Origin of the sequence: Archaeoglobus fulgidus DSM 4304 (assembly GCF_000008665.1) — an archaeon.
Lineage (GTDB): Archaea > Halobacteriota > Archaeoglobi > Archaeoglobales > Archaeoglobaceae > Archaeoglobus > Archaeoglobus fulgidus.
The window spans coordinates 109,187-128,978 of sequence record NC_000917.1 but is presented as its reverse complement, the minus strand read 5'-3'; the positions used below and the strand labels follow the sequence as shown (position 1 = coordinate 128,978).

General features: G+C 49.0%; 24 protein-coding genes, 1 tRNA gene and 1 pseudogene. 14 read left to right on the top strand and 12 right to left on the bottom strand.

The window, feature by feature from the left end; translation table 11 throughout:
- Window positions 1-3 precede the first annotated feature (3 nt).
- Genes AF_RS00705 through AF_RS00690 form a run of 4 tightly spaced genes read right to left on the bottom strand, consistent with a single transcriptional unit; the run spans window position 4 to window position 2,953 of the window.
- The gene (locus AF_RS00705) at window positions 4-1,413 is read right to left on the bottom strand and encodes a 4Fe-4S binding protein (protein ID WP_010877655.1); all 1,410 of its coding nucleotides are present in this window, start codon (window positions 1,411-1,413) and stop codon (window positions 4-6) included.
- Window positions 1,413-1,847, bottom strand: a complete 435-nt coding sequence (locus tag AF_RS00700) for a hypothetical protein (protein WP_052270456.1) — start codon at window positions 1,845-1,847, stop codon at window positions 1,413-1,415. Before AF_RS00700 ends, AF_RS00705 begins: the two co-directional genes overlap by 1 nt.
- A 44-nt stretch (window positions 1,848-1,891) precedes the next feature.
- Entirely contained in the window at window positions 1,892-2,191 is a 300-nt protein-coding gene (locus tag AF_RS00695; RefSeq protein WP_010877653.1) for a hypothetical protein, read from the bottom strand.
- A 6-nt stretch (window positions 2,192-2,197) separates the two neighbouring features.
- A complete protein-coding gene (locus AF_RS00690; RefSeq protein WP_143274345.1) occupies window positions 2,198-2,953 on the bottom strand; it encodes a class I SAM-dependent methyltransferase in 756 nt (251 codons plus the stop codon).
- A 177-nt stretch (window positions 2,954-3,130) separates the two neighbouring features.
- Here AF_RS00690 and AF_RS00685 point away from each other — a divergent pair, with 177 nt between their 5' ends.
- Window positions 3,131-3,625 (top strand): helix-turn-helix transcriptional regulator, encoded by a 495-nt coding sequence (locus AF_RS00685; RefSeq protein WP_231487547.1) that lies wholly within the window; start codon window positions 3,131-3,133, stop codon window positions 3,623-3,625.
- A gap of 182 nt (window positions 3,626-3,807) precedes the next feature.
- Here the strand turns inward: AF_RS00685 and AF_RS00680 are convergent, their stop codons facing one another.
- The gene (locus AF_RS00680; protein ID WP_010877650.1) at window positions 3,808-4,239 is read right to left on the bottom strand and encodes a DDE-type integrase/transposase/recombinase; all 432 of its coding nucleotides are present in this window, start codon (window positions 4,237-4,239) and stop codon (window positions 3,808-3,810) included.
- A gap of 105 nt (window positions 4,240-4,344) precedes the next feature.
- A pseudogene (locus AF_RS00675) lies at window positions 4,345-4,674 on the bottom strand (IS5/IS1182 family transposase); the annotation flags it as partial.
- 229 nt (window positions 4,675-4,903) lie between these two features.
- Between AF_RS00675 and AF_RS00670 the strand changes: the two are divergent.
- From AF_RS00670 to AF_RS00650, 5 genes are read left to right on the top strand one after another with little or no spacing between them, the layout of a single operon-like run.
- Complete coding sequence (locus AF_RS00670) at window positions 4,904-5,461, top strand: hypothetical protein (RefSeq protein WP_010877648.1); 558 nt, start codon at window positions 4,904-4,906, stop codon at window positions 5,459-5,461.
- Between the two features lie 59 nt (window positions 5,462-5,520).
- Window positions 5,521-5,967: a Zn-ribbon domain-containing OB-fold protein gene (locus tag AF_RS00665; RefSeq protein ID WP_010877647.1), complete on the top strand. Its 447-nt coding sequence runs from the start codon at window positions 5,521-5,523 to the stop codon at window positions 5,965-5,967.
- A complete protein-coding gene (locus AF_RS00660) occupies window positions 5,964-7,103 on the top strand; it encodes a thiolase family protein (protein ID WP_048064172.1) in 1,140 nt (379 codons plus the stop codon). Before AF_RS00665 ends, AF_RS00660 begins: the two co-directional genes overlap by 4 nt.
- Complete coding sequence (locus AF_RS00655) at window positions 7,100-8,335, top strand: thiolase domain-containing protein (RefSeq protein ID WP_010877645.1); 1,236 nt, start codon at window positions 7,100-7,102, stop codon at window positions 8,333-8,335. The genes AF_RS00660 and AF_RS00655 overlap by 4 nt, the downstream gene beginning before the upstream one ends.
- Window positions 8,336-8,390: 55 nt before the next feature.
- Window positions 8,391-8,864: a Zn-ribbon domain-containing OB-fold protein gene (locus AF_RS00650; protein ID WP_010877644.1), complete on the top strand. Its 474-nt coding sequence runs from the start codon at window positions 8,391-8,393 to the stop codon at window positions 8,862-8,864.
- A 65-nt stretch (window positions 8,865-8,929) separates the two neighbouring features.
- On the opposite strand, the gene AF_RS00645 is transcribed toward AF_RS00650, so the two are convergent.
- Window positions 8,930-9,514, bottom strand: a complete 585-nt coding sequence (locus AF_RS00645; protein WP_010877643.1) for a nitroreductase family protein — start codon at window positions 9,512-9,514, stop codon at window positions 8,930-8,932.
- A gap of 72 nt (window positions 9,515-9,586) precedes the next feature.
- Here AF_RS00645 and AF_RS00640 point away from each other — a divergent pair, with 72 nt between their 5' ends.
- The 3 genes from AF_RS00640 (at window position 9,587) to AF_RS00630 (ending at window position 11,417) form a co-directional block, all read left to right on the top strand.
- Window positions 9,587-10,666: a histone deacetylase family protein gene (locus AF_RS00640; RefSeq protein WP_010877642.1), complete on the top strand. Its 1,080-nt coding sequence runs from the start codon at window positions 9,587-9,589 to the stop codon at window positions 10,664-10,666.
- Window positions 10,663-11,319 carry an endonuclease V gene (locus AF_RS00635; protein ID WP_048064171.1) on the top strand — a complete coding sequence of 219 codons (657 nt, stop codon included), beginning with the start codon at window positions 10,663-10,665 and terminating at the stop codon, window positions 11,317-11,319. The genes AF_RS00640 and AF_RS00635 overlap by 4 nt, the downstream gene beginning before the upstream one ends.
- A gap of 23 nt (window positions 11,320-11,342) precedes the next feature.
- Window positions 11,343-11,417 (top strand) — tRNA-Met (locus AF_RS00630).
- A gap of 37 nt (window positions 11,418-11,454) precedes the next feature.
- On the opposite strand, the gene AF_RS00625 is transcribed toward AF_RS00630, so the two are convergent.
- Window positions 11,455-12,063, bottom strand: a complete 609-nt coding sequence (locus AF_RS00625; RefSeq protein ID WP_010877640.1) for a ribbon-helix-helix protein, CopG family — start codon at window positions 12,061-12,063, stop codon at window positions 11,455-11,457.
- 277 nt (window positions 12,064-12,340) lie between these two features.
- Between AF_RS00625 and AF_RS00620 the strand changes: the two genes are divergently transcribed.
- A complete protein-coding gene (locus AF_RS00620; protein ID WP_010877639.1) occupies window positions 12,341-13,768 on the top strand; it encodes a sulfite exporter TauE/SafE family protein in 1,428 nt (475 codons plus the stop codon).
- A gap of 77 nt (window positions 13,769-13,845) precedes the next feature.
- Here AF_RS00620 and AF_RS00615 read toward each other — a convergent pair whose 3' ends face one another.
- Window positions 13,846-14,349 (bottom strand): universal stress protein, encoded by a 504-nt coding sequence (locus AF_RS00615; protein WP_010877637.1) that lies wholly within the window; start codon window positions 14,347-14,349, stop codon window positions 13,846-13,848.
- A 143-nt stretch (window positions 14,350-14,492) separates the two neighbouring features.
- Here AF_RS00615 and AF_RS00610 point away from each other — a divergent pair, with 143 nt between their 5' ends.
- Together AF_RS00610 and AF_RS00605 are read left to right on the top strand one after the other, a co-directional pair.
- Window positions 14,493-15,362 (top strand): sulfite exporter TauE/SafE family protein, encoded by an 870-nt coding sequence (locus tag AF_RS00610; protein ID WP_010877636.1) that lies wholly within the window; start codon window positions 14,493-14,495, stop codon window positions 15,360-15,362.
- Window positions 15,359-15,769: a hypothetical protein gene (locus AF_RS00605; RefSeq protein WP_143274344.1), complete on the top strand. Its 411-nt coding sequence runs from the start codon at window positions 15,359-15,361 to the stop codon at window positions 15,767-15,769. Before AF_RS00610 ends, AF_RS00605 begins: the two co-directional genes overlap by 4 nt.
- Here AF_RS00605 and AF_RS13355 read toward each other — a convergent pair whose 3' ends face one another.
- Window positions 15,770-16,414 (bottom strand): DUF22 domain-containing protein, encoded by a 645-nt coding sequence (locus AF_RS13355; protein WP_244372787.1) that lies wholly within the window; start codon window positions 16,412-16,414, stop codon window positions 15,770-15,772.
- A complete protein-coding gene (locus AF_RS13350; RefSeq protein ID WP_244372785.1) occupies window positions 16,321-17,088 on the bottom strand; it encodes a DUF22 domain-containing protein in 768 nt (255 codons plus the stop codon). Before AF_RS13350 ends, AF_RS13355 begins: the two co-directional genes overlap by 94 nt.
- A 349-nt stretch (window positions 17,089-17,437) precedes the next feature.
- On the opposite strand from AF_RS13350, the gene AF_RS00590 reads away from it, so the two are divergent.
- The gene (locus AF_RS00590; protein ID WP_048064168.1) at window positions 17,438-18,109 is read left to right on the top strand and encodes a hypothetical protein; all 672 of its coding nucleotides are present in this window, start codon (window positions 17,438-17,440) and stop codon (window positions 18,107-18,109) included.
- Window positions 18,110-18,142: 33 nt separating this feature from the next.
- Entirely contained in the window at window positions 18,143-18,316 is a 174-nt protein-coding gene (locus tag AF_RS12980) for a hypothetical protein (RefSeq protein ID WP_156029471.1), read from the top strand.
- 29 nt (window positions 18,317-18,345) lie between these two features.
- Here the strand turns inward: AF_RS12980 and AF_RS00585 are convergent, their stop codons facing one another.
- Window positions 18,346-19,671, bottom strand: a complete 1,326-nt coding sequence (locus tag AF_RS00585; RefSeq protein ID WP_231487545.1) for a DUF22 domain-containing protein — start codon at window positions 19,669-19,671, stop codon at window positions 18,346-18,348.
- Between the last annotated feature and the right edge of the window lie 121 nt (window positions 19,672-19,792).

Here is a 19,792-nt window from a genome sequence, read left to right as displayed (position 1 = left end):
ATCTCACCCCGCTATGATTTTTATCAGCGTGAGGGCTGCAATTAAGTGAGGAACGCTGTAAACCGCTGTGAGGGCCTCAAATTTATCTGTCAACCTCTTGGCTACCCTCTTAGTTGCAACAATTGCAGAAGCAAGTCCTGCAGCAATGAAGAGAGCCTGAATCTGTATTATGAGCTTGACGTTCGCCACTGGAAAGGCATTCTTCTCCACCCCGAAGGGGTCGAGGAAGGCGCTGAATGGATAGATGTGGAAGTAGGCGAGCAGCCCAACTGCAAAACCAGCCCACACAAGGAGACCGTAAGGGGCCAAGGAGTAGCTGAGGGCCACGAAAAGCTGCTTGGTGTCAACTTTGGCAATTCTCGCACCAATCCAGCTGAAGATGTAGTAAAGCCCAGCGAAGGCTGCGATTGTCCCGACCACGATTCCAGCCCATATAAGCCACTTGACAATCCCGAAGAAGGATGGAAGGAGTAGATAAGCGTTCTCCAAGTTCACTCCATAGGGATTGCCCATGTTGCCGAAGTCCTTGAGCCAGTAGAGGCTGCCGAAGAAGAAAAGCTCGTAGAAGATAGCCAGACCGAACCTTATGAATCCCATCGCCGCCTCATCGAGCTTCAGAGCCTTACCAGCTCTTACTGCCTTCTTTGAAAGCTCTTCGAAGGGCAACCTGAGCCTGAAGCTGAGGTTGTCGTATCTGCATGTCCTGAGGCACTCAAGGCATAGCCCGCAGTAGGTGTTCTCCTCGTTCCCTCCGGGATATAGCTTCCACGGGCAGGCGTAACCCTCTTCGCTCCCTTTCAGGCAGAACTTCTCACATCTCCTGCACTTCTCCCTGTCCTCACTCCTCAAAGCAAGGAGGGAGGCATTGGAGTGATAGCCGATGTATCCGCTTGCCGGACAGACGTGCCTGCAGAAGTATCTTGGAGGATAGATGAGATACATTGCCGTCGCAACAGCAATTAGGGAAATGAAGAGCAAAGCTGTAACGAGGGGCTTGGTTACTATCCACGGAATGAACAGGGAAAGCAGAAGGAAGCCAATGGCTGGAATCCACATGTTCCTGTATCTTGCGGGAAAAGTGAAGCTGCTTTCAAATTCCCTCACTCCCAGAATCCTCCTCCTTTTGAGCCACTCTCCTATGACAGGAATGGGACAGACGGCACACCAGACTCTTGCAGCGAACAGAATCATGAACTCAACTAACGCAAACCAGAGAATCCACGTAACGGCAATGGAAAAGTTCTCACTGCCAACAGCACTGCCGAAAAGACCTGTGAAAATTATGAGCAGGAAAACGGAAAGATTTATCGCTGTGAGTAGGAAAATAACCCATCTGGGCTTAAGAAGTCTTGCCCTAAACCTGATTTCTCCCCCTCCACTCCCATCGTAAAGCAGTGCTGCAAAGCCTACCATTAGAGCAAAGCGGAAAGGGCGTAGTATGGAATTTTGGGCTCGACAATTATATCAATGCTCATGAAGGGGTGCAGAGAACCGCAATTTGCCGAACACCTGACTCTGTACTTCCCGACATCGGTGAATGTTACCGGCCCCACAACCAGCGTTCTTCCGGGAATAACCAGCAGTTCTTCAGCAATGCCGTCTGTTATGCCGTCAATCGTGAAGCCGTGAGTAACATCCTTTGTGACAACATGGAAGGTTACAGTGTCGCCAGCGTTGAGTTTCAGCGATGGAGTGCTGGGGTAGTAAAGCTTGTCTCCCTCCTGAATTGCAACAACTCTGTATCCGAACTGGAAGGCTTCGATGTAAACTGTTTTGTTGACTCCAGCGGGTTGAGGGGAGAGAAGGTTGAATCCCTGCGAGATTGCAGGGATTAGAATGAGAATCAAAAAAATAGGGGTTAAAACCTTCCGCATGCTACTCCCACCAGCCCTTACCAGTAGCCCATCATCGGACAGCCATGACCTCCGTAATACCCGTAAGGCACGTAGTAGCCCTGAGGCTGCTGTGGAGTGTCGGTGTAGTTATACGCAGGGCCATATCCCTGCCCTGAGGGGCCGTACTGTGGTGCGTAGCCACCCATCATGCCACCCATCATTCCTCCTCCATAGCCCATCATCGGGGTGTAGCCCATCATTGGGCCATATCCCATGCCCCATGGCATCGCTGCCGCAACATACAGCCCTGCAGCGATGGCGAGGGCGACAATTATTCCAACCTTCTTCCAGTTCATTTCGCATCACCTCAATAACTGTGTTAACCTCAAAGGCAATAGGGATTGCCCGATGAAACGTCTAAAATTGGAGCTGTCAGATGATTCAGAACGTTTCAAACTGTAACCAGACGCTTCATCTACTGAATCAAGAGGCTTTTCTGCCACTATCAACCTGAAAACACTACCAAAAAGCATGTATTCCTTAACGATTTGGAATCCTGCCCTTTGTATGTTTTCGTCCGTCCTCCTGTTAATCTCAGGTCCGAATGCCCTGAATATGGGATTGAGGAGGTTAAAGAGTGGATGCAAAAACCTGCTTTTGGGGAGCATGTGCTCCAGAAAGTATGCCCTTCCCCCCTTCTTCAGCACTCTGAACGCTTCTCTTAAACCTCTGACCGGGTCATCTACGGAGCAGAAAACGAAGGTTGTGAAAACTACATCAAAGCTGTTACTGCGGAAAGGAAGATTCTCCGCATCTGCCAGAAGAAAATCAACTTTTTTACCGCTCTCTTTAGCCCTTCTCACCGCTCTTTCAAGCATCTTCTCGCTTATGTCCAGCGCCACAACGTTGGAAGGATAGTGTGGAATGTTCTTGCCAGTCCCTGCACCAATTTCGAGCACAAGACCTTTCTCAGCTTTTATGAGGTCGAAGAGCATTTTTCTCCACTTCCTGAAGTTCATTAACTCCATTGGAGTTTCAAAGAGGTCGTAGAACCTCGCTATCCTGTTGTATCTTCTTCTGTCACTCTTGGCAGACTTTCTCGTGGTTGATTTTACCATAATACACCTCAAAATTAACACTGTTATCATAGAAGAAAAGGGCTTAAGGATTCATTTATACCTTTCGTTTACCATCCTGGCATCTTTTTACCCAAAAAACATGCAGCCTGTAAATTCAATGGGCGATTTAAGCAAAGGAGCGAAAATTTAAAAATGTCTCAGGAAGGTTTAAGGTTGATGAAGGTCAGAAGCTCTGAGGCTGTGCTGCTTGTAGCCGGAATCTTCCTGCTGTTCCTCTACTTAAGCTTCTCCCCCATGTCGCACCACTACATGATGATGGGACCAGCCTACATGGGTATTTTGCCTATCATTTTCGGGATGGGTGGTCTAATCCTGATTTTCCTCTCGGCGTACCTCATTTTAAGCACGCAGGATGAGAAGGCAGAAGTTGTGCAGGAGGCTCAAACAGCCACCATATCTGAAGCCAAGGAAAGATCTACCACAGACAAGCTCGAAACTGCGATGAAGCTCCTCAACGATGACGAGGCAATGGTTTTGAAAATCATTGCAGAGAATGAAGGCATCACACAGGACTCACTGAGGGCGAGAACGGATTTCTCCAACTCCAAGATGTCCATGATTATAAAGAAGCTTGAGGAAAAGGACCTGATTGTGAGGGAGAAGTTCGGGAAGACCTTCAAGGTTTATCTCAGCGAGTGGGTTAAGGAGTAAGGCAGTTTTGAAAAATTTCAACTTTTTGGTTTGAGCGATGATCCTGTCAACTTAACCACCTCAGATGGTTGTAGTACAGCATGAACAGCTTGCAGAACAGATTCCAGCTCCTCACGGGATTCTTTGCTGTTATAGAGCAGAAAAAGATCTTGATCTTCTGCTTCAAAGAAGAAAACACCGCTTCAACCTTGCTTCTCCTCCCGAAAGGTTTCGTGCTCGTATTCCAATCCAAAGCTCTCTAAAGCTGATTTAAGCCAGGGAGCTTTATCTACGACGAATTTCGGCTTACCCTCGCAGTAATTCAGCACTTCCTTGACGAAGGACTTCGCGGTCAGGTGATTCCTCGCCGTGTAGACCCTCATCAGAATAAGTTCGTTCCTCTCCACATCCATGGCCGCAAAGACGTAGTACCGCTTCCCGTTAGCTTTAACGACAGTTTCATCGATTGCAACGAGATTTCTTTGCTTTTTCTCTGTCGAAATGGGCAGTTTCTCCTCAAACTTCTTTATCCTGCACGGCGTTGTGCGAAACCGGATGAGAGGATCTTGGCCGTTCTCCTCGTAGAAGATGTCTGACGTAGGTGCTATTCCGAGAATTTTGACTTCGAGCGGCACTTGTTCCTCTCGAAGACCTTGAGCTCCTTCACGATCTCTCTAACAGACTTCACGGATCGTAAATTCTGGTCGAGGATTTATCGATTGCTGTTATTGTTACAGGACCAGGATGGAGAAAACTAAGCTTATAAACTGCTCAGCCTCAAATTTCGACATGAAGCTGTAGATAGATCTCAGTTTTATTTCCTCTCTTAGCCTCAAGAACTTTCTCAGTTCTGACCGCTTATTCAATTCGCTTACAGCATAGGAAATCTCCAGTTCGAAGAACATAGCCATTACTTTGAGGTACTCTACGGCTTTATTGACTGGAGATATTCCATTTCTCGCCAGCAATTTCTTTGCTTCTCTTGATTCAAGCTTGCTTACGATTTGAGATAGGAGCTCCAATTTCTCGTCTCCTCTGGCAGGAATTACTGGTAGTTTCACTTGAATCACCTGAAAAAGGATGATTCGGTTAGATTTGATTAATTTTTCGAATTTTGGTGGTTTTGTTTTTGATTTAGGGTTGTGTAGTTTTGTCCTGTTGAAGGGGAAGGTGGATGAGCTCGTTGTTCGCTTCACAGAGCTAATAGAAGGAGATTGAGTAGGGGTTGAAGGAACACCCTATACATCATCTCTCCCAATTTTACGAAACATTTATTGAACATAACAATTAATCAAAAATATGCCAAAAAGACGACTTCAGACCACTCTTTCAGAGGAGGCGTTCAGAATCATTGAAAAGTTTAAACCCGACTACGGTGGCATCAATGAGGTTATCGAGGCAGCCCTGAAACTGCTCAACAGAGAAGACAGGAATCTCAGCGAAGACGACATCCTTCTTATAAGACTTATTAGAGATTTGGATTTCACAGGATGTGGGAGAAGCCAGTACATGCATCTGATATGTGGTGATATTGAGAAGGCTGTAAAGGAGAGTATGATGGAAACTGCAGTGGAGTGGTTTTTGAAGAAGCCCTTTGCGGAAATAGAGCTTGAGGAGTTTCTTGAGACGGTAAAGAGGGGCTGGAAAGTTCTCAACAGGGTTGATTATGTGGAGATTACAAAGGGAGATGGGTGGATTCAGATTTTTTGCGAGCACACGATGCGCAGGAGGGAGGTGAGCGAGTTTCTGGCCATGCACATCCTCAATATCTACGAGAAATACTACAAAGGGGAGTGGGATGTTGTTAAAAGCATCTCGACCAATGGCTTTACTCTGAAATTCTACCGCAGAGTATGAGCATTTATGCTCATGTAAATTCCTTAAAAATTTAATATTTGCTCATTAATAATTGTTACATGGGCGTTGACAGGTACTCTGGTCTGCCCTTTGTGGCGAGGTTCAGATGGAGTGTTGGAAAGCTGATGGAGAGATTCTACCGTTCTTTTGAGGAGAAGAAGATAATGGCAGCGAAGTGCGAAAAGTGCAGCTACACTGTCGTCCCGCCGAGGCAGATTTGCCCGCAGTGCTACTCAAAACTGGGTGAGAGTTGCTTGGTTGAGCTAAGTGGCAGAGGGGTGGTGGAGAGCTTTACGGAGGTTAACTTCAAGCTTGACGGGAAGGGAGGCTACATATGGCTGGAAAAGCCCGAGGTTCTTGCCGCCATAAAGCTTGATGGAGCCAGCTCCACAATTTTTGCAAGAGTTGAGGGAGATGTGAAGCTCGGCTCCAAGGTTGAGCCTGTGTGGGCGGAGAAGACCGAGGGGAAGCCCTCAGACCTTATTGGCTTCAGGGTGATAGAATGAGGGTGGCGATTATTGGCTATGCAGTAAGCAAGCTGGAGTGGGATGCAGAGAAGACGAGGGAGGAGGCAGTTTTTGAGGTTACGAGGGAAGCGATGAGAAGGGCTGGGGTTGAGAGGGAGGATGTTGGGACGGTAATAAGTGCATCAACGGACTTCCTTGATGGGAGAACGATTTCAAACTGCATGCTGATTGGGGCCAGCGGGGCCTATCTGAAGGATGAGAGCAAGGCTGAGGAGGATGGCATGTATGCTGCACTCTACGCTGCCCAGAGAATAATGAGCGGTGTTCATGATGTTGCTTTAGCTATCTCCCACACTCACAGCTGGATTTTCAACCCCCATCAGGTTTCGCAGTACATGCTTGAGCCGTGGTTCGACAGGCAGAATGAATTGCTGAATGGAATTACGCTCGCAGCTTTACAGGCGAGGCTTTACATGAGCAGGAGTGGGGTGGATGAGGGGCATCTGGCAGAGGTTTGCGTTAAAAACCTGAGGAATGCTGCAAAGGTTCCCTATGCCTTCAGAAAAATGGCTGATGTAACTGTTGAAGAGGTGCTGGAATCAAAGCTATACTCCTCTCCGCTTACAGAGCTTATGATTGCCCCTCCATGCGACGGTGCTGCTGCTGTTGTCCTTGCCAGCGAGGAGGTGGCAAAAGAGCTTTGCGATGAACCAGTTTGGATTAAGGGCATTGGCAATTCCTGCGACAGATACTTGAGGGACAGAGACTTGGGAAGGCTTGAGTCGTTGAGGCTTGCTGCTGAGAAAGCGTACAGAATGGCGGGTATTGAAGAGCCCTTCAGGCAGATTGATGTTGCTGAGATTTCGGAGAGGTTTGCCCACCATGAGCTAATGGCCTACGAGGCCCTTGGTTTCTGCAGAGATGGAATGGGGAAGGTTCTGATTGAGGAGGGAATTACGGAGGTTTACGGAGACATGCCCGTCAATCCCAGCGGTGGAGCTTTGGCTGGTGATGCGATTTGCGCAACGGGAATGATAAGGCTGATTGAGGCTGCAAGGCAGGTCAGGGGTGAGGCAGAGAATCAGGTCGAAGATTGCAGAACTGCTTTGGCTCATGCTCAGTGGGGGTTGTGTGCTCAGAAGAATCTTGTTTTTGTGCTGGGTGATAGGCCATGAGGAGAGTTGCGATTATTGGTTGCGGGCAGTCGAAGCATGGTAGAAGGACTGATGTTAGCCAAGCTGAGCTTGTTGCAGAAGCCGTTTGGGCGGCGATAGAAGATGCAAGCATCGCTCCCGAAGACATTGAGGCTTACGCTGTTGGAAACATGCAGGGGTTTGGTGGGATCTGCCAGCCCGATTTGGTGTTTGCCGACTACATCGCTGCAGGGGGTAAAGCGATGCAGAGAGTTGCCACAGGAGGGACGGTTGGTGGCTCCACCGCCCACCTCGGCTACTACGAGGTCGCTTCAGGGATGTACGATGTTGTTCTGGCTGTGAGCTGGGAGAAGCACAGCGACAGCGCAGAGCCGGGTGCGACAACAGGCTTACTCCACGTAGCCTTCGCCAATTTAAGCTACATGATGAAAATTGGCATGGACATGAGGAGCTTCGCAATTATGGGCCTTGCCGGTGCTGCTGCTGGCATATCAGCCTATCAGGCTGCCTTCTACATGGCCAGATCAGGATGCAGCATCGAGCACTTCGACATGGTTGCAGCCAAGGCAAGGAGAAATGCTGCAAAGAACAAGTACGCCCACCTTAAGTGGCCCAACTGCACTCCTGAAGACATAGCAAAGACCGAGATGCTGATATGGCCCATGCGCTTCGGCCACGTCTGCCCTGCAAGTGATGGTGCGTCATGCGTTATTTACGCCAGCGAGGATGCGGTGAAGAGGCTTGGAATCAAGGAGGTGGCGTGGGTAAAGGGTGTTGCAGCCTACGCTGACGAGGAGGCTGATCAGGGAGAGAGCTATCAGGGGACAGCAGTTGTTGACTACTCCGACCAGACAGGGGCAATTCTCTCTGCCAGAAAGGCCTACGAAAGGGCGGGGATTAAGGATCCAAGGAAGGAGATAGATGTTGCTGAGATTTACGCCCCCTTCCCCCATCAAGAGCTGATGTTCAGCGAGAGACTTGGTTTCTTCGATGATGGCACCGCATGGAAAGCTGTGGAAGAGGGAGTAACAGAAATTGACGGCGACTTCCCCATCTGCCCCTCAGGAGGGGTTAACGCAACAAACGCCATTGGCTCTTCTGGCATGCAGAGGGTTGTGGAGGCAGCACTGCAGATAATGGGGAAGGCTGAGGAGCATCAGGTTCCAAAGGACGTGAGAAATGCAGTTGCTCACGCGTGGGGGGGACAGGTGCAGTTCAACACGGTAATGGTGCTTGGAGACAGGCCGAGGTGATGGAAATGGGGCTTATTAAGGAAAAATTCGAAAAAACCATGCAGGTAGAGGGAGAGTGGAACTGGGAGCCTACAGGTGGAAGGCTCCGGTGGGCTATCTGGATGAGTACGTCAAAAGCTTCAGGGAGAGAAAAATCATAGGCTCCCTCTGCGCTTCATGCGGCAGGGTGTATGTGCCACCGAGGGAAATCTGTGCGAGGTGCTTCACAGAGACAGCGGAGAAGGTTGAGGTCAGCCAGTATGGAGAGGTGCTCGCCTTCCTCGTCTCCCCACCCCTTGAGAAGGGGAAAGTTGTCATTGCGGGCATTGATGCAGTTCAGGCAGGATTTCTGAAGGAGGGAGAGCAGATAATTCTGGCTATGGTGAGATTTGAGGGCACCTCCTCGTCTTTGGTTCTGCCTTTAATAAACACTGAGCCGGAGAAGGTCAGAGTGGGGATGAAAGTTAAGGCGGTTTGGGCTGAGGAGTGCAAGGGGAAGCTTGCAGACTTGATTGGGGTAGAGCCTGCCTTTGAGGTTATCTATAAGTGATTTTTTAACTTTTTTGATGTCTAAAAATGGATGCAGCAGGATTTGGCTTAGAAGCGCTTTACTCATCAATCCAGCATCCACACCACTTTCTTCTCGCTATCCCTCCTCGGCGGGACTGGTGGTTGCTTCGCAGGGTAGCCAACTGTGATGACAGCAACGAGCTTTTTACCCTCAACGCCGAGAGCCTTGTTTATCTCCTCCTCGACATGTACAGGCCCAGTCATCCAGCAGGTTCCAAGGCCCATCGCATGGGCAGCGAGAAGCATGTTCTGGATTGCTGCTGAAACGCTCTGAACATCGCTGTAGTCATCTCCAGTTGGCGTGTAGTAGGCAAAAACCGCAGCAGGAGCGTTTCCAAGGCTTTTGAAAAACCTCCTTGTCTGCTCTATTACCTTTGGCGTCTCAGCAAAGAACCTCTGCAATCTGGGCAGAATGTGCTCGTAGCCCTTCTCGACGATTCCTATCATCTCCTTGAGCCTCTTCCCCGCAACAACCACGAAAAACCACTGCTGCCTGTTCATAGCTGAAGGTGCCCACATGGCAAGCTCTATCATCTTCTCAAGCTTCTCCCTCTCAACCGGCTTGTCGAGGTAAAGCCTGTGGCTTCTCCTCGTCTTTATAACATGCTCGACACACTCAAGAAGCTCCATAAAAATTAAAAATTAAGTTCAGTTAAAAGCTTTTTGAAAAGAGCTTTATATTCACACGGTAATTTGTTTTAGATGGTTACCGGCATTGTCTTTCATGAGGAGTATCTGAAGCACGAGCAGAGCCCAACTCATCCCGAAAGGCGTGAGAGGCTTGCTTACACAATGGACCAGCTGAGGGAGGAGGGGATATTCGAGAGCGAGCGTATTGTTCTTCTTGAGCCCTTCAAAGCATCGCTTGAGGATGTTCTTGAGGTGCACACTGAGGAGTATGTAAGATTCCTTGAGATGGAGAGCAAGAAGGGCGGAATTATTGACTTTGACACCAACATTCCTGTAGGGGTTTTTGACAGGGCCCTGTTGGCGGCTGGTGGAGCGATAAGGGCTGCTCAGGCCGTGCTAAACAAGGAGTGCGAGAACGCTTTTGCGATGATTCGCCCTCCGGGGCACCATGCGAAGCCCTACATCGGGGCTGGTTTTTGCTACCTCAACAACATGGCGATAATGGTGAAGTGGCTGCTGAAGCAGGGCTTTGAAAGGATTGCCATTCTGGACTGGGACGCTCACCACGGCGACGGCACTCAGGAGATTTTCTACAACGACGACAGAGTTCTTTTCATATCAACCCACCAGATGCCCCTCTACCCCGGAACGGGCTATCCTGAGGAGTGCGGAACTGGCAAGGGCGAGGGCTACACGGTAAACATCCCTCTCCCTCCCGGAACGGGAGATGAGGGCTACATGATGGTCATTGACGAGATAATTGAGCCAGTTGTCAATGAATTTAAGCCGCAGTTCATTGCTATCTCTGCCGGACAGGACAACCACTTCACGGACCCAATTACAAGCCTGGCTTTGACTGCAAGGGGATATGCGGAGATGATGCGGAGGGCTGTTGCAATGGCTGAAAAGCACTGCGACGGAAGACTTGTTGCCGTTCTTGAGGGAGGTTACAGCGTTGAAGGGGCCCTGCCTTACACAAACCTCGGGATAATTGCGGCGATGGCGGGCTTTGACCTGTCAGCCATAAGGGAGCCCGAAAACTACCTCCCCGAGCTGCTCTGGCGGAAGAGGGATTCGGCATTGGTGAAGCTGAAGCACAACATAGAGGATGTGAAGAGGGTTCACTCAAAATACTGGAAGTGCTTCAAATGAATCTCGAAGAGCTGAGGAGGATACAGGAGGAGATGTCCAGAAGTGTGGTTCTCGAAGACTTAATCCCTCTTGAAGAGCTTGAGTACGTTGTGGGTGTTGATCAGGCCTTTATCAGCGATGAGGTTGTCTCATGTGCGGTCAAGCTGACCTTTCCGGAACTGGAGGTTGTTGATAAAGCTGTGAGGGTTGAGAAGGTCACTTTCCCCTACATCCCCACCTTTCTCATGTTCAGGGAGGGAGAGCCTGCAGTTAATGCGGTCAAAGGGCTTGTGGATGACAGAGCGGCAATCATGGTTGATGGGAGCGGAATTGCCCATCCGAGAAGGTGCGGGCTTGCAACATACATCGCCCTAAAGCTGAGAAAGCCGACTGTGGGGATAACAAAGAAAAGGCTTTTTGGTGAGATGGTAGAGGTGGAAGATGGGCTTTGGAGGCTTTTAGATGGAAGTGAAACCATAGGCTACGCCCTTAAAAGCTGCAGGAGGTGCAAACCAATCTTCATCTCACCGGGGAGTTACATATCTCCTGACTCAGCCTTGGAGCTGACGAGAAAGTGCCTTAAAGGCTACAAGCTTCCTGAGCCGATAAGAATCGCCGACAAACTTACCAAGGAGGTTAAGAGGGAGTTGACTCCAACCTCAAAGCTTAAATAACAGTTTGTTCAAAAGTGTTCTGAAGCGGGGTGGGGTAGTCAGGTGATCCCGGCGGGCTCATAACCCGCAGATCCGTGGTTCAAATCCACGCCCCGCTATTTGCCCAGCCCCCACCTCCCCCCCGCTTTTCAAAAATCACCACATTGGCCAGTCGGACCCCTCAAAGGTCCTTCCCATCTCTGCTATCCACTTCTGCACGTCCTTATCTTTGAGGGCCTTCTTGTCCACTATGACCACTTTTCTGACTCCCGGAATAACCTCCGCTTCAATCTGCATTGCCCTGAATGCTCCTCTCAACATCCTCATGACCATGTTCGTAGCACTTCTCGAAACCAGCGTCAGAATGTAAATTCCACCCTCTCTGCTGTAGTTGAGCAGGTTTTTGATTCTCATATGCTCGAGCAGCTCGTCGAGGCCGAAGCCTTTAAGCTTCATCTCCACGCCTAGCTCGTAACCAACATTCTCTATGAGCTTCCAGAATTCTTCGTCGGCCTTCGCGTTTACGAGGTCGAGGAGGGCAATCCACATTTCGAGGTCCACCATTACGTGGTCCCTTCTTTCGAGGATGTCCTCGTACTGCTTGAGATCAGATATTCTCGCCCCACCCTCTGCAAGTTCGGCATAAGTTATAATCGATTCTCTGATAATGTCGGATACTGTCTTATTTTCCACTGCCGTTAGCTTTTCAAGGATTTCCACAATAGAATCATCAACTGCAACGGACAATCTCTTGAACTTCGGCATTGAACTTTTATTATTGCTGCGAGCATAAAAGGTTTTCTGAAACAATTATCATAAATAGTGATACTTTACCAATACTTTACCATACCTTATCATAAAATTTATGCTCATTTGTTCTAAGGTATACAAGTATCTTTCACTATATTTCATCTTATTCTATCGTAATATAGATTGAGATACTAAACATAAAAAAATTTATTTTTGTAAACTGAAAACAAGCTTTATCGAATCAAATCATACAACGTAAATTAAAAATCATAAAAAATCGGAGGTGTGAAAAATGGGTGGAAGCTTTGCGACGGGCGGAAGTGCAATGACGCCCGACATGTTCATCCACATTGGGCCCTTTGAAGCGATTTTTCTCCTTGCCCTCGGTTTCTTCGGTGGAATGCTGAGCGGCTTCATCGGCAGCGGAGGCGCTTTCGTCCTCACTCCCGGTATGATGTCAATCGGCACTCCGGGGCCGATAGCAGTAGCATCAAACATGTGCCACAAGTTCCCTAAAGCAATGATAGGCGCCTACAGGAGATACAAGCTCAGGCAGCTTGACCCGAAGCTTGCAGTTATTATGGCCGTTTCTGCAATAGCAGGTGTTCAGGTCGGAATTCAGGTTCAGAAGCAGATTTATGAGGCTCTCGGAGAAACGGGAACAAACCTTTATGTCAGTATTGCATTCTTGGTTGTTTTGCCTGCAGTATCCCTGCTTCTTTTGAGAGACGTGGTGAGGGCGAAAAAGCTCGGCATATCCGACACCGAATCAACCCTGCCAAAGAAGCTTGAAGAGAAATTTAGGCTTCCTCCGAGGATAAGGTTCGACGTTGTCGGAAGAACGCATTCAGCATGGCTCACGATTCCCCTCGGATTTGGTACAGGGTTCCTCGCTGCAACGATTGCCGTTGGTGGTTTTATAGGCGTTCCTTCCATGATATACCTTATTGGCGCTTCCAGTGCCGTTGCGAGTGGGACAGAGCTGGGAATAGCCTTTGTCATGGGTTCTACCGGTACATTCACGTGGATTTACTTGCTTGGAGCTGTTGATTTCAGGCTCACAACCCTCATTCTTGCCACGTCGCTCATAGGGGTGCAGATTGGAGCTGTCGGAACGACCTACGTCAGGCAGTACTACATAAAGATGGCGATGGCGACAGTGATGCTCCTCGTAACGCTGAGCAGGGCTCTGGCCGTTCCGGGCTACCTGGCAGAGCTTGGGTGGATTGAGCTGGATGAGGGAGTGGTAGAAACCCTGAACTCACTCGTGCTTCCGGTAATGGCTGTTGCGATGCTTTCCGTAACTCCACTCGTCGGATATCCGATGATGAAGGTTAGGATGAAGCTGAAGAAGCTCGGATTGCTTGACAGGGCTATTGAAGCCTCGGCCCACACCGGGTCTGGCAACCTCAAGAGGCTCGGAATATTCGGCGTCTGGACACTCGCAAACTACTACTGGCTCTTCCGCGACCCTGAATGGTGGCCGAACTTCGTCACCTCAATACCCCACGCCGACCCTCTGACAGGGGTGGTGCTGTCAATCGGAGTTATACTGCTTGCCATCTACTGGAGCTTCATCCACGGGAGCTTTGCACACGCATTCCTCGACCTCATCAAGGTTTCAGCGCTGAGAGATGACCTCGCCAAATCAATAGCCCAGAGCGGGTATGAGGGTATAGACGCGTGGGCTTCAGAGGTTAAGGCGGGTGTAGGAGCATGAGGCTTAAAGAGCTTTTTGATGCGCAGATGGAGTACTTCGGAGAGGTCTTTGAGAAAACAGAGTGGCCCTACTGGTAGTCAGCCCATAACGCACTTTGCACACCTAATTTTTTCATAATCAACGTCTTTTCTTTCGTATCCTGCCTTGCAGACCATCACCGGTGCTTTGGTTTCGTAGATTATCTCCTTGTAAGGGTCCCCCCTCAACAACCTTTTCAGAAAGCCTCTTTTCTCCATTCCGAAAACTATTAGGTCGGGGTTCAGCAGCTTTTCGAGCCTCAGCACCTCCTCCGATACGTTTCCGAGGATTATCTTGACCTGCTTCACTTCAAGCCCTGCCTCCTCCAATCTCTCCCTGTAGAACTCCACGAACTTCGAAGCCTTAACTCTCAGAGAGGTGTATATCTTCATCTCCTTCTCGTAGGACGCTATTGGGGATATTTCAATGTCTTTGCCGAAAACTACGAACACATCTCCCCTGAAACCGGCTCTTGCCATAAAAACAAGCCTCTCGGCTGCAACCCTCCCGCAATCCGTGTCGTCGATTACAAGGATAACCCTTCCCCTTTCATGTGATTTCATAATATCACATACCCCGTCCGATACCCTATTATCACTGCAAACCTTTATATAAGTTGCCTTTTAAAATTAAACGATTAAACATTTAGAGAGAAATAAAAAAATTTATCATTGCCTAATACACAAATAATTCTGGTGACGCCGAAATGGAGTACGTTATGTGGATGGTTTTGCTTTTTGCGTTCACGTTCCTGATCGGGATTATCGCCCCCATTTCGGGAGTGGGTGGGGGTGTGTTGTTCGTCCCCCTCACCACAGCCTTCTTTCCATTCAACATCGATTTTGTGAGAGGTGCCGGGCTGGCAATAGCACTTACCTCAGCCCTCTCTTCCTCACCAAGGCTTCTTGAGAAGGGTCTCGCAAATCTTAGAGCTTCGATCGTTATTGCGACAGTTTCAATAGCTTCATCGATTGCCGGAAGCGTTCTGGGGCTTTGGATAACCAATGAGATGCCAGAGGGAAAGCACTACATAACCATTGCCCTCGGCATATCTCTCTTCTTCATCTTCGCCGTGATGGTGAAGAGCAAGAGGGTGGAGTTTCCAGAAGTTGACAGTGTGGACTCAATCTCCGCAAAGCTCGACTTGAGCGGAAGGTGGTACGAGCCATCGAGGGATGAGGTGATTGAATACAGGCTCACAAGACTGCCCTACTCCCTCCCCGCCTTTGCCGGTGTTGGCCTGGTTGCGGGAATGTTTGGTCTCGGTGCGGGCTGGGCAAATGTGCCAGTGCTGAACCTGCTGATGGGCGCTCCGCTTAGGGTTGCAGTATCGACGAGCATGCTCATAATAACCCTCAACGACGCGGCTGCAATGTGGGTCTACATTGCCAGAGGTGCCGTTCTGCCGCTCATAGTTGTTCCATCGGTTTTCGGCGTGACTCTCGGAGCAAGGATAGGGGCGATGATTGCAGAGAAGGTCAGGCCGAGGGTGATAAGGCTGGTTGTGCTCGGAATCATGCTATTCGCCGCAATCCTCGACATAGAGAAGGGGCTTGCTGGTCTGGGGGTGATATGATGAATGTTGAAGTGGGTGAGGAGTGTATTCGATTTGCAAAGGTTATAAGGTACTTCACCCTCGCGGGGTTGATTCTGCTCGTGGTGTCCTCTGCAATGTATCTGCTCGACATCGACCCGTTCGTTGAGCCAGACAGGGTGGTTGAAACCTGGCACCTGCCGGCATCGGAGTTCTGGAAGGTGAATGTTGGAAAAGAGATGGAAAGCTACTCCGAGTTTCTGTACATCGCCCATCCCGACAATGTTGCAGTTTTCTCGCTTTTCTTCCTCGCCTTAGCGCCCGTCTTTGCACTGCTCTCAATTCTGCCAAAAATGAAGGGAATTTACCGTATTTTAACCATACTCGTCGTTGCAGAGCTTCTCTTCGGTGCAGTCAGACCACTGATACTCGGCGCAATCGGAGAGTAGCTACCACATCGGCCAGTCGGATTCCGCAAACGCCTCACCCATCTCGTCCAGCCACCTATCCATCCACTGCTTTACCTTGGTCAGGCTTCCAACCTCGACCGCATAGAGGTTTATAATTCCAAGAATCTCCCCCCTATTCACCTCACCGTCGGCGATTGGGAGGAAGACCGCATAATTGACGAATCTGTCCTCTTCAACCTTTCGGGGTGGAAGGTCTGAGTAGAGGTCCACGAAGGACCCGTAGGCGTGCCTCATTATGCACATTGGGTAGGTTATCGTGTTCTTCGGAATCTTTATCTTCTTAATCTTTATAATTTCGGGCTCCCCGTATCTTACTTCCTTCCTCTCGTCGGCTATTATCACTTCCCAAGACGCGTTGGCAGACCTTCTGTAGCCGAAGGGGTCAACACTCAGCTTCTTTCTCACTATCCCCCCACCCGTCCTGTAAACTATGTTCACCTCTCTGGTTTCGAGTTCAATCGGGACGTTCTCAAGCCTATCAACTCCGACGAAGTAAACGTTTATCACTCCAATCAGGTCCCCTTCCTCTATCACTCCGTCCTCCACTGCAAGAAACACCGCCTGCTGGATTCTCTTCTCGTCCTCAACTCTGCTCGGCTTGCCAAGCTGCACGACATCAAGCACGGTTCCGTAGCGTTCCTCATTATCGACAGAGGCACCACAACGGTGTTAGGTGGTAGTCTGACCTCCTTTATTCTGATTCTCAGCACGTCACCCCTCTTCACCCTCACCGTTTCATCCGCAACGAGAAGCTCCCACACACCGACGTGGCTCCTCGTGTATCCGAAGACCTTCGTCCTGATTTTCTCCCTGTAAACGTTCCCGTTATCCCTCCAAGTTATGTTCGCCTCGGTTATCTCCTCCCTCAGCTCAACCTTTGGCGGCTTTAATAGCGGTATCCGGGAAAGCAATCCGGTGCGTATGAAGAAGACCTTCAGAACGCCAACGAGGTCCCCATCCTTTACCACACCGTCCTCAATCGGAACGAAGAGAACCTGGCTTACGCACTTGTCCTCCTCAACCCTGCCGGGAATTCCGCACTCCACAACATCCGCAACGACTCCAAGGGCGTGGCGCATTATGTTCAGAGGGCCTACAATCGTGTTCTCCGGGATTTCTATGGTTTTCACCTTTATAATCGTAGGTTTGCCCCTCTCGACCTCTGCATCTCCATCCGCTATCAGAGTCTTCCACTGCGTAACGGGCGCCATTTTGTATCCGAAAGGTTTGAGCTCGACTTCAAGCTTCTCGACTTTGCCTCCTACCCTGTCCACCCAGTACAGCATCTCGGCTTTCATGCTACCCCACAATTAGGAAACAATTAACTGTTATAAAACTTTTTGTTAAAAAAATTGGTGCTGTAGTATCCCGAAATAACTTTACATCCCAACAAGATTGTCACGTGAGGAAGCTAACAAACAAGGACATACTCAGAATGCTTTAAAAGAAATTGAAGCTGTAATTTTAGGAAAGGTTTTGGGGAAATAGACAACATTCTTGTCTCTTCAATCTGTGGAAAAGGATATGGCAAAAACGATTACTATAAACACAGCAGAGAGAAGAGAACAATTGTAACGCAGCTCGGTAAGACCGCCTTTAAAGTTAGCAGGGTCAAAGACAAAATCGACCGGCAGAACTTTCTGCCCATTGTACAGCCTTGTAGAATTCGATGGAAAAAGAACTTATCAGCCAGACATAGCTGCAATAGCTGTCGATTACGCCTTATCCATGAGCTACAGGGATTCAAGACAGAGACTGCAGAGAATGACAGAATCTCCATCCCATCTCACGATATGGAGGAGGGTGCAGGAGCTTGGAATGGAAGCAGAATCGGAATTCGAATACGATGACTTTGTATCTGCTGACAGTACTAAGCTCCATGCCCAGGGTAAAGGTAAGCTCGATGTAAAGGTTATCGCTGGGAAAAGCGTTATCGTTGGGATTAACGAGAGCTATAGGGAAATGAAAGGAGAGTACGACGTTAAAGCAACAATCGTAGGAGATGCTGACAGAGATCTCAGCTGTTTTGAAGAAAGGCAGATAGATCTCATTCACATCTGGAGAGAGGTTAACTACAAACTCTGGCAGCACGGAGTTGATCTCGAAACAAGAAAACAGTACGTGAACGAAGTTAAGGGAATCCTGCTCAGGCTTAAGAACTCTATAGAGAAGCCAGATTTAGAGAGCAGAATTAAGAAAACAGAGAAGGCTCTGAATGAATTCGTAAAGGAAATGGAAGAAAAAGGAGGGTTTCGAGGTTCTTTAAAAGGCATATGGAGAACATTCTTTTGTTTGCATACAAGAAGCTTGAGGGGATAACAATTCCCTGGCACAATAACTGGATGGAGGCTTATGGGTGAAATAGCAAAGAGAATGAAGAACAAGTGGATGTCATGGAGCGAGAGAGGGGCAAAGAACCTGCTGAATTTGCTGCTGAGGAGATATGTTGAGAGGGAGAGGTATGAGTCGTTTATTGGTGAGATGGTTGGGAAGGGTTGTATGGTGGAGGTGAAATTCCAAGTATGATGAAACAGGGCCAAAAAATTGGTGAATGTTCACCAGAGGGGCCAGTCCCCCTCGTCAAACGTTCTGCCCATCTCCGTCAGCCAGTTGTCGAGCCACTGCCTCACCCTTCCTAGCGGGCTGAGTTCGACATCGTGCAGGTTTATTATACCTAACAACTCTCCTTCTTTGATTTCTCCGTCCATGACGGGCAGGAAGACTACCTTTTTGATTTCTCCCCCTTCTTCAACCTTCCAAGGCTTACAGTCGCAGAAAACGTCCGCAACGGTTCCATAGGCGTGTCTCATGATGTGGAGGGGATAGAGAATTGTTTTGGGTGGGACTCGAACTCTCTTAACTTTCACGACAACTGGCTCCCCGTAGCGAACCGGCTTGCTTTCATCCGCAATGAGAGCCTCCCACTTCCCAACCGGACTCCTCCTATAACCGAACGGTTCAACCTCTACCTCCCTCTTTACGATGCCGTCACCACTCCTGTAAACGATTCTCACTTTCTGCGGCGGCTTATCCTGCACTAAAGGCTTGAAATCCCCCAATCCGACGTAATAGACGTTTATAACTCCGATGAGGTCTCCTTCCTCAATCACTCCGTCCTCCACTGCGAGGAATATCGCCTGGTGTAGTGTCTTCTCTTCCTCAACTCTGCTCGGCTTTCCGAGCTGTACCACGTCCAGCACCGTCCCAAAGGCGTTTCTCATCACAGGCAGTGGCACAACAACGGTGTTAGGTGGTAGTCTGACCTCCTTTATTCTGATTCTCAGCACGTCACCCCTCTTCACCCTCACCGTTTCATCCGCAACGAGAAGTTCCCATACACCAATGTGGCTCCTCATATAGCCCAGAATTGTCACCTTTGCAGGTTCTCTGTAGATGTTGCCGTTGTCCCTCCAGACTATGTTGGCTTCGTGGAATCCCTTCTTTAGTTCAACTTTCGGTGGCTCAAGCCCCAGAATTCTTGTAAGCAGCCCCGTCTTTATATAGAAAACTTTAAGAACACCTACCATGTCACCCTTCTTTATAACACCATCCTCGACTGGAAGAAACAGGACCCTGCTTATGCACTTCTCATCCTCAACCCTGCCCGGAACTCCGCACTCCACGACATCAACTAAGGTGCCAAGAGCGTGTCTCATGATACTTAGAGGTCCGACAAGGGTGTTTCCAGGAAGGAAAACCGGCTCAACTCTTACGATTACGGGTTTTCCCTTCTCGACCTCCACATCTTCAGCAGCTATAAGCACTTCCCATTGAGTTATGGGAGCGGTTCTATAGCCAAAGGGCTTGAGTTCGATTTCCATTGATTCAGCCCTTCCCCCCACCTCATCAACCCAGTACAACATTTTTACCTTCACAACCATCACCTCCAATGCTATTTAATGATTATCTGTTATATATCTCTTTCGTTTTTCTACTAATGTGTTTATTTTGAACTGTGGATTTATTAAGTTATCGGGCGATTTATAATTGCGTGATTGTCGG

Bases quoted from the DNA above. Each gene is read 5' to 3' on its own strand.
- AF_RS00705 (WP_010877655.1), bottom strand. From the start codon at position 1,413: ATGGTAGGCTTTGCAGCACTGCTTTACGATGGGAGTGGAGGGGGAGAA.
- AF_RS00695 (WP_010877653.1), bottom strand. From the start codon at position 2,191: ATGAACTGGAAGAAGGTTGGAATAATTGTCGCCCTCGCCATCGCTGCA.
- AF_RS00690 (WP_143274345.1), bottom strand. From the start codon at position 2,953: ATGGTAAAATCAACCACGAGAAAGTCTGCCAAGAGTGACAGAAGAAGA.
- AF_RS00685 (WP_231487547.1), top strand. From the start codon at position 3,131: ATGAAGGTCAGAAGCTCTGAGGCTGTGCTGCTTGTAGCCGGAATCTTC.
- AF_RS00670 (WP_010877648.1), top strand. From the start codon at position 4,904: ATGCCAAAAAGACGACTTCAGACCACTCTTTCAGAGGAGGCGTTCAGA.
- AF_RS00665 (WP_010877647.1), top strand. From the start codon at position 5,521: ATGGGCGTTGACAGGTACTCTGGTCTGCCCTTTGTGGCGAGGTTCAGA.
- AF_RS00660 (WP_048064172.1), top strand. From the start codon at position 5,964: ATGAGGGTGGCGATTATTGGCTATGCAGTAAGCAAGCTGGAGTGGGAT.
- AF_RS00655 (WP_010877645.1), top strand. From the start codon at position 7,100: ATGAGGAGAGTTGCGATTATTGGTTGCGGGCAGTCGAAGCATGGTAGA.
- AF_RS00645 (WP_010877643.1), bottom strand. From the start codon at position 9,514: ATGGAGCTTCTTGAGTGTGTCGAGCATGTTATAAAGACGAGGAGAAGC.
- AF_RS00640 (WP_010877642.1), top strand. From the start codon at position 9,587: ATGGTTACCGGCATTGTCTTTCATGAGGAGTATCTGAAGCACGAGCAG.
- AF_RS00635 (WP_048064171.1), top strand. From the start codon at position 10,663: ATGAATCTCGAAGAGCTGAGGAGGATACAGGAGGAGATGTCCAGAAGT.
- AF_RS00625 (WP_010877640.1), bottom strand. From the start codon at position 12,063: ATGCCGAAGTTCAAGAGATTGTCCGTTGCAGTTGATGATTCTATTGTG.
- AF_RS00620 (WP_010877639.1), top strand. From the start codon at position 12,341: ATGGGTGGAAGCTTTGCGACGGGCGGAAGTGCAATGACGCCCGACATG.
- AF_RS00615 (WP_010877637.1), bottom strand. From the start codon at position 14,349: ATGAAATCACATGAAAGGGGAAGGGTTATCCTTGTAATCGACGACACG.
- AF_RS00610 (WP_010877636.1), top strand. From the start codon at position 14,493: ATGGAGTACGTTATGTGGATGGTTTTGCTTTTTGCGTTCACGTTCCTG.
- AF_RS00605 (WP_143274344.1), top strand. From the start codon at position 15,359: ATGATGAATGTTGAAGTGGGTGAGGAGTGTATTCGATTTGCAAAGGTT.
- AF_RS13350 (WP_244372785.1), bottom strand. From the start codon at position 17,088: ATGAAAGCCGAGATGCTGTACTGGGTGGACAGGGTAGGAGGCAAAGTC.
- AF_RS12980 (WP_156029471.1), top strand. From the start codon at position 18,143: ATGGGTGAAATAGCAAAGAGAATGAAGAACAAGTGGATGTCATGGAGC.
- AF_RS00585 (WP_231487545.1), bottom strand. From the start codon at position 19,671: ATGGTTGTGAAGGTAAAAATGTTGTACTGGGTTGATGAGGTGGGGGGA.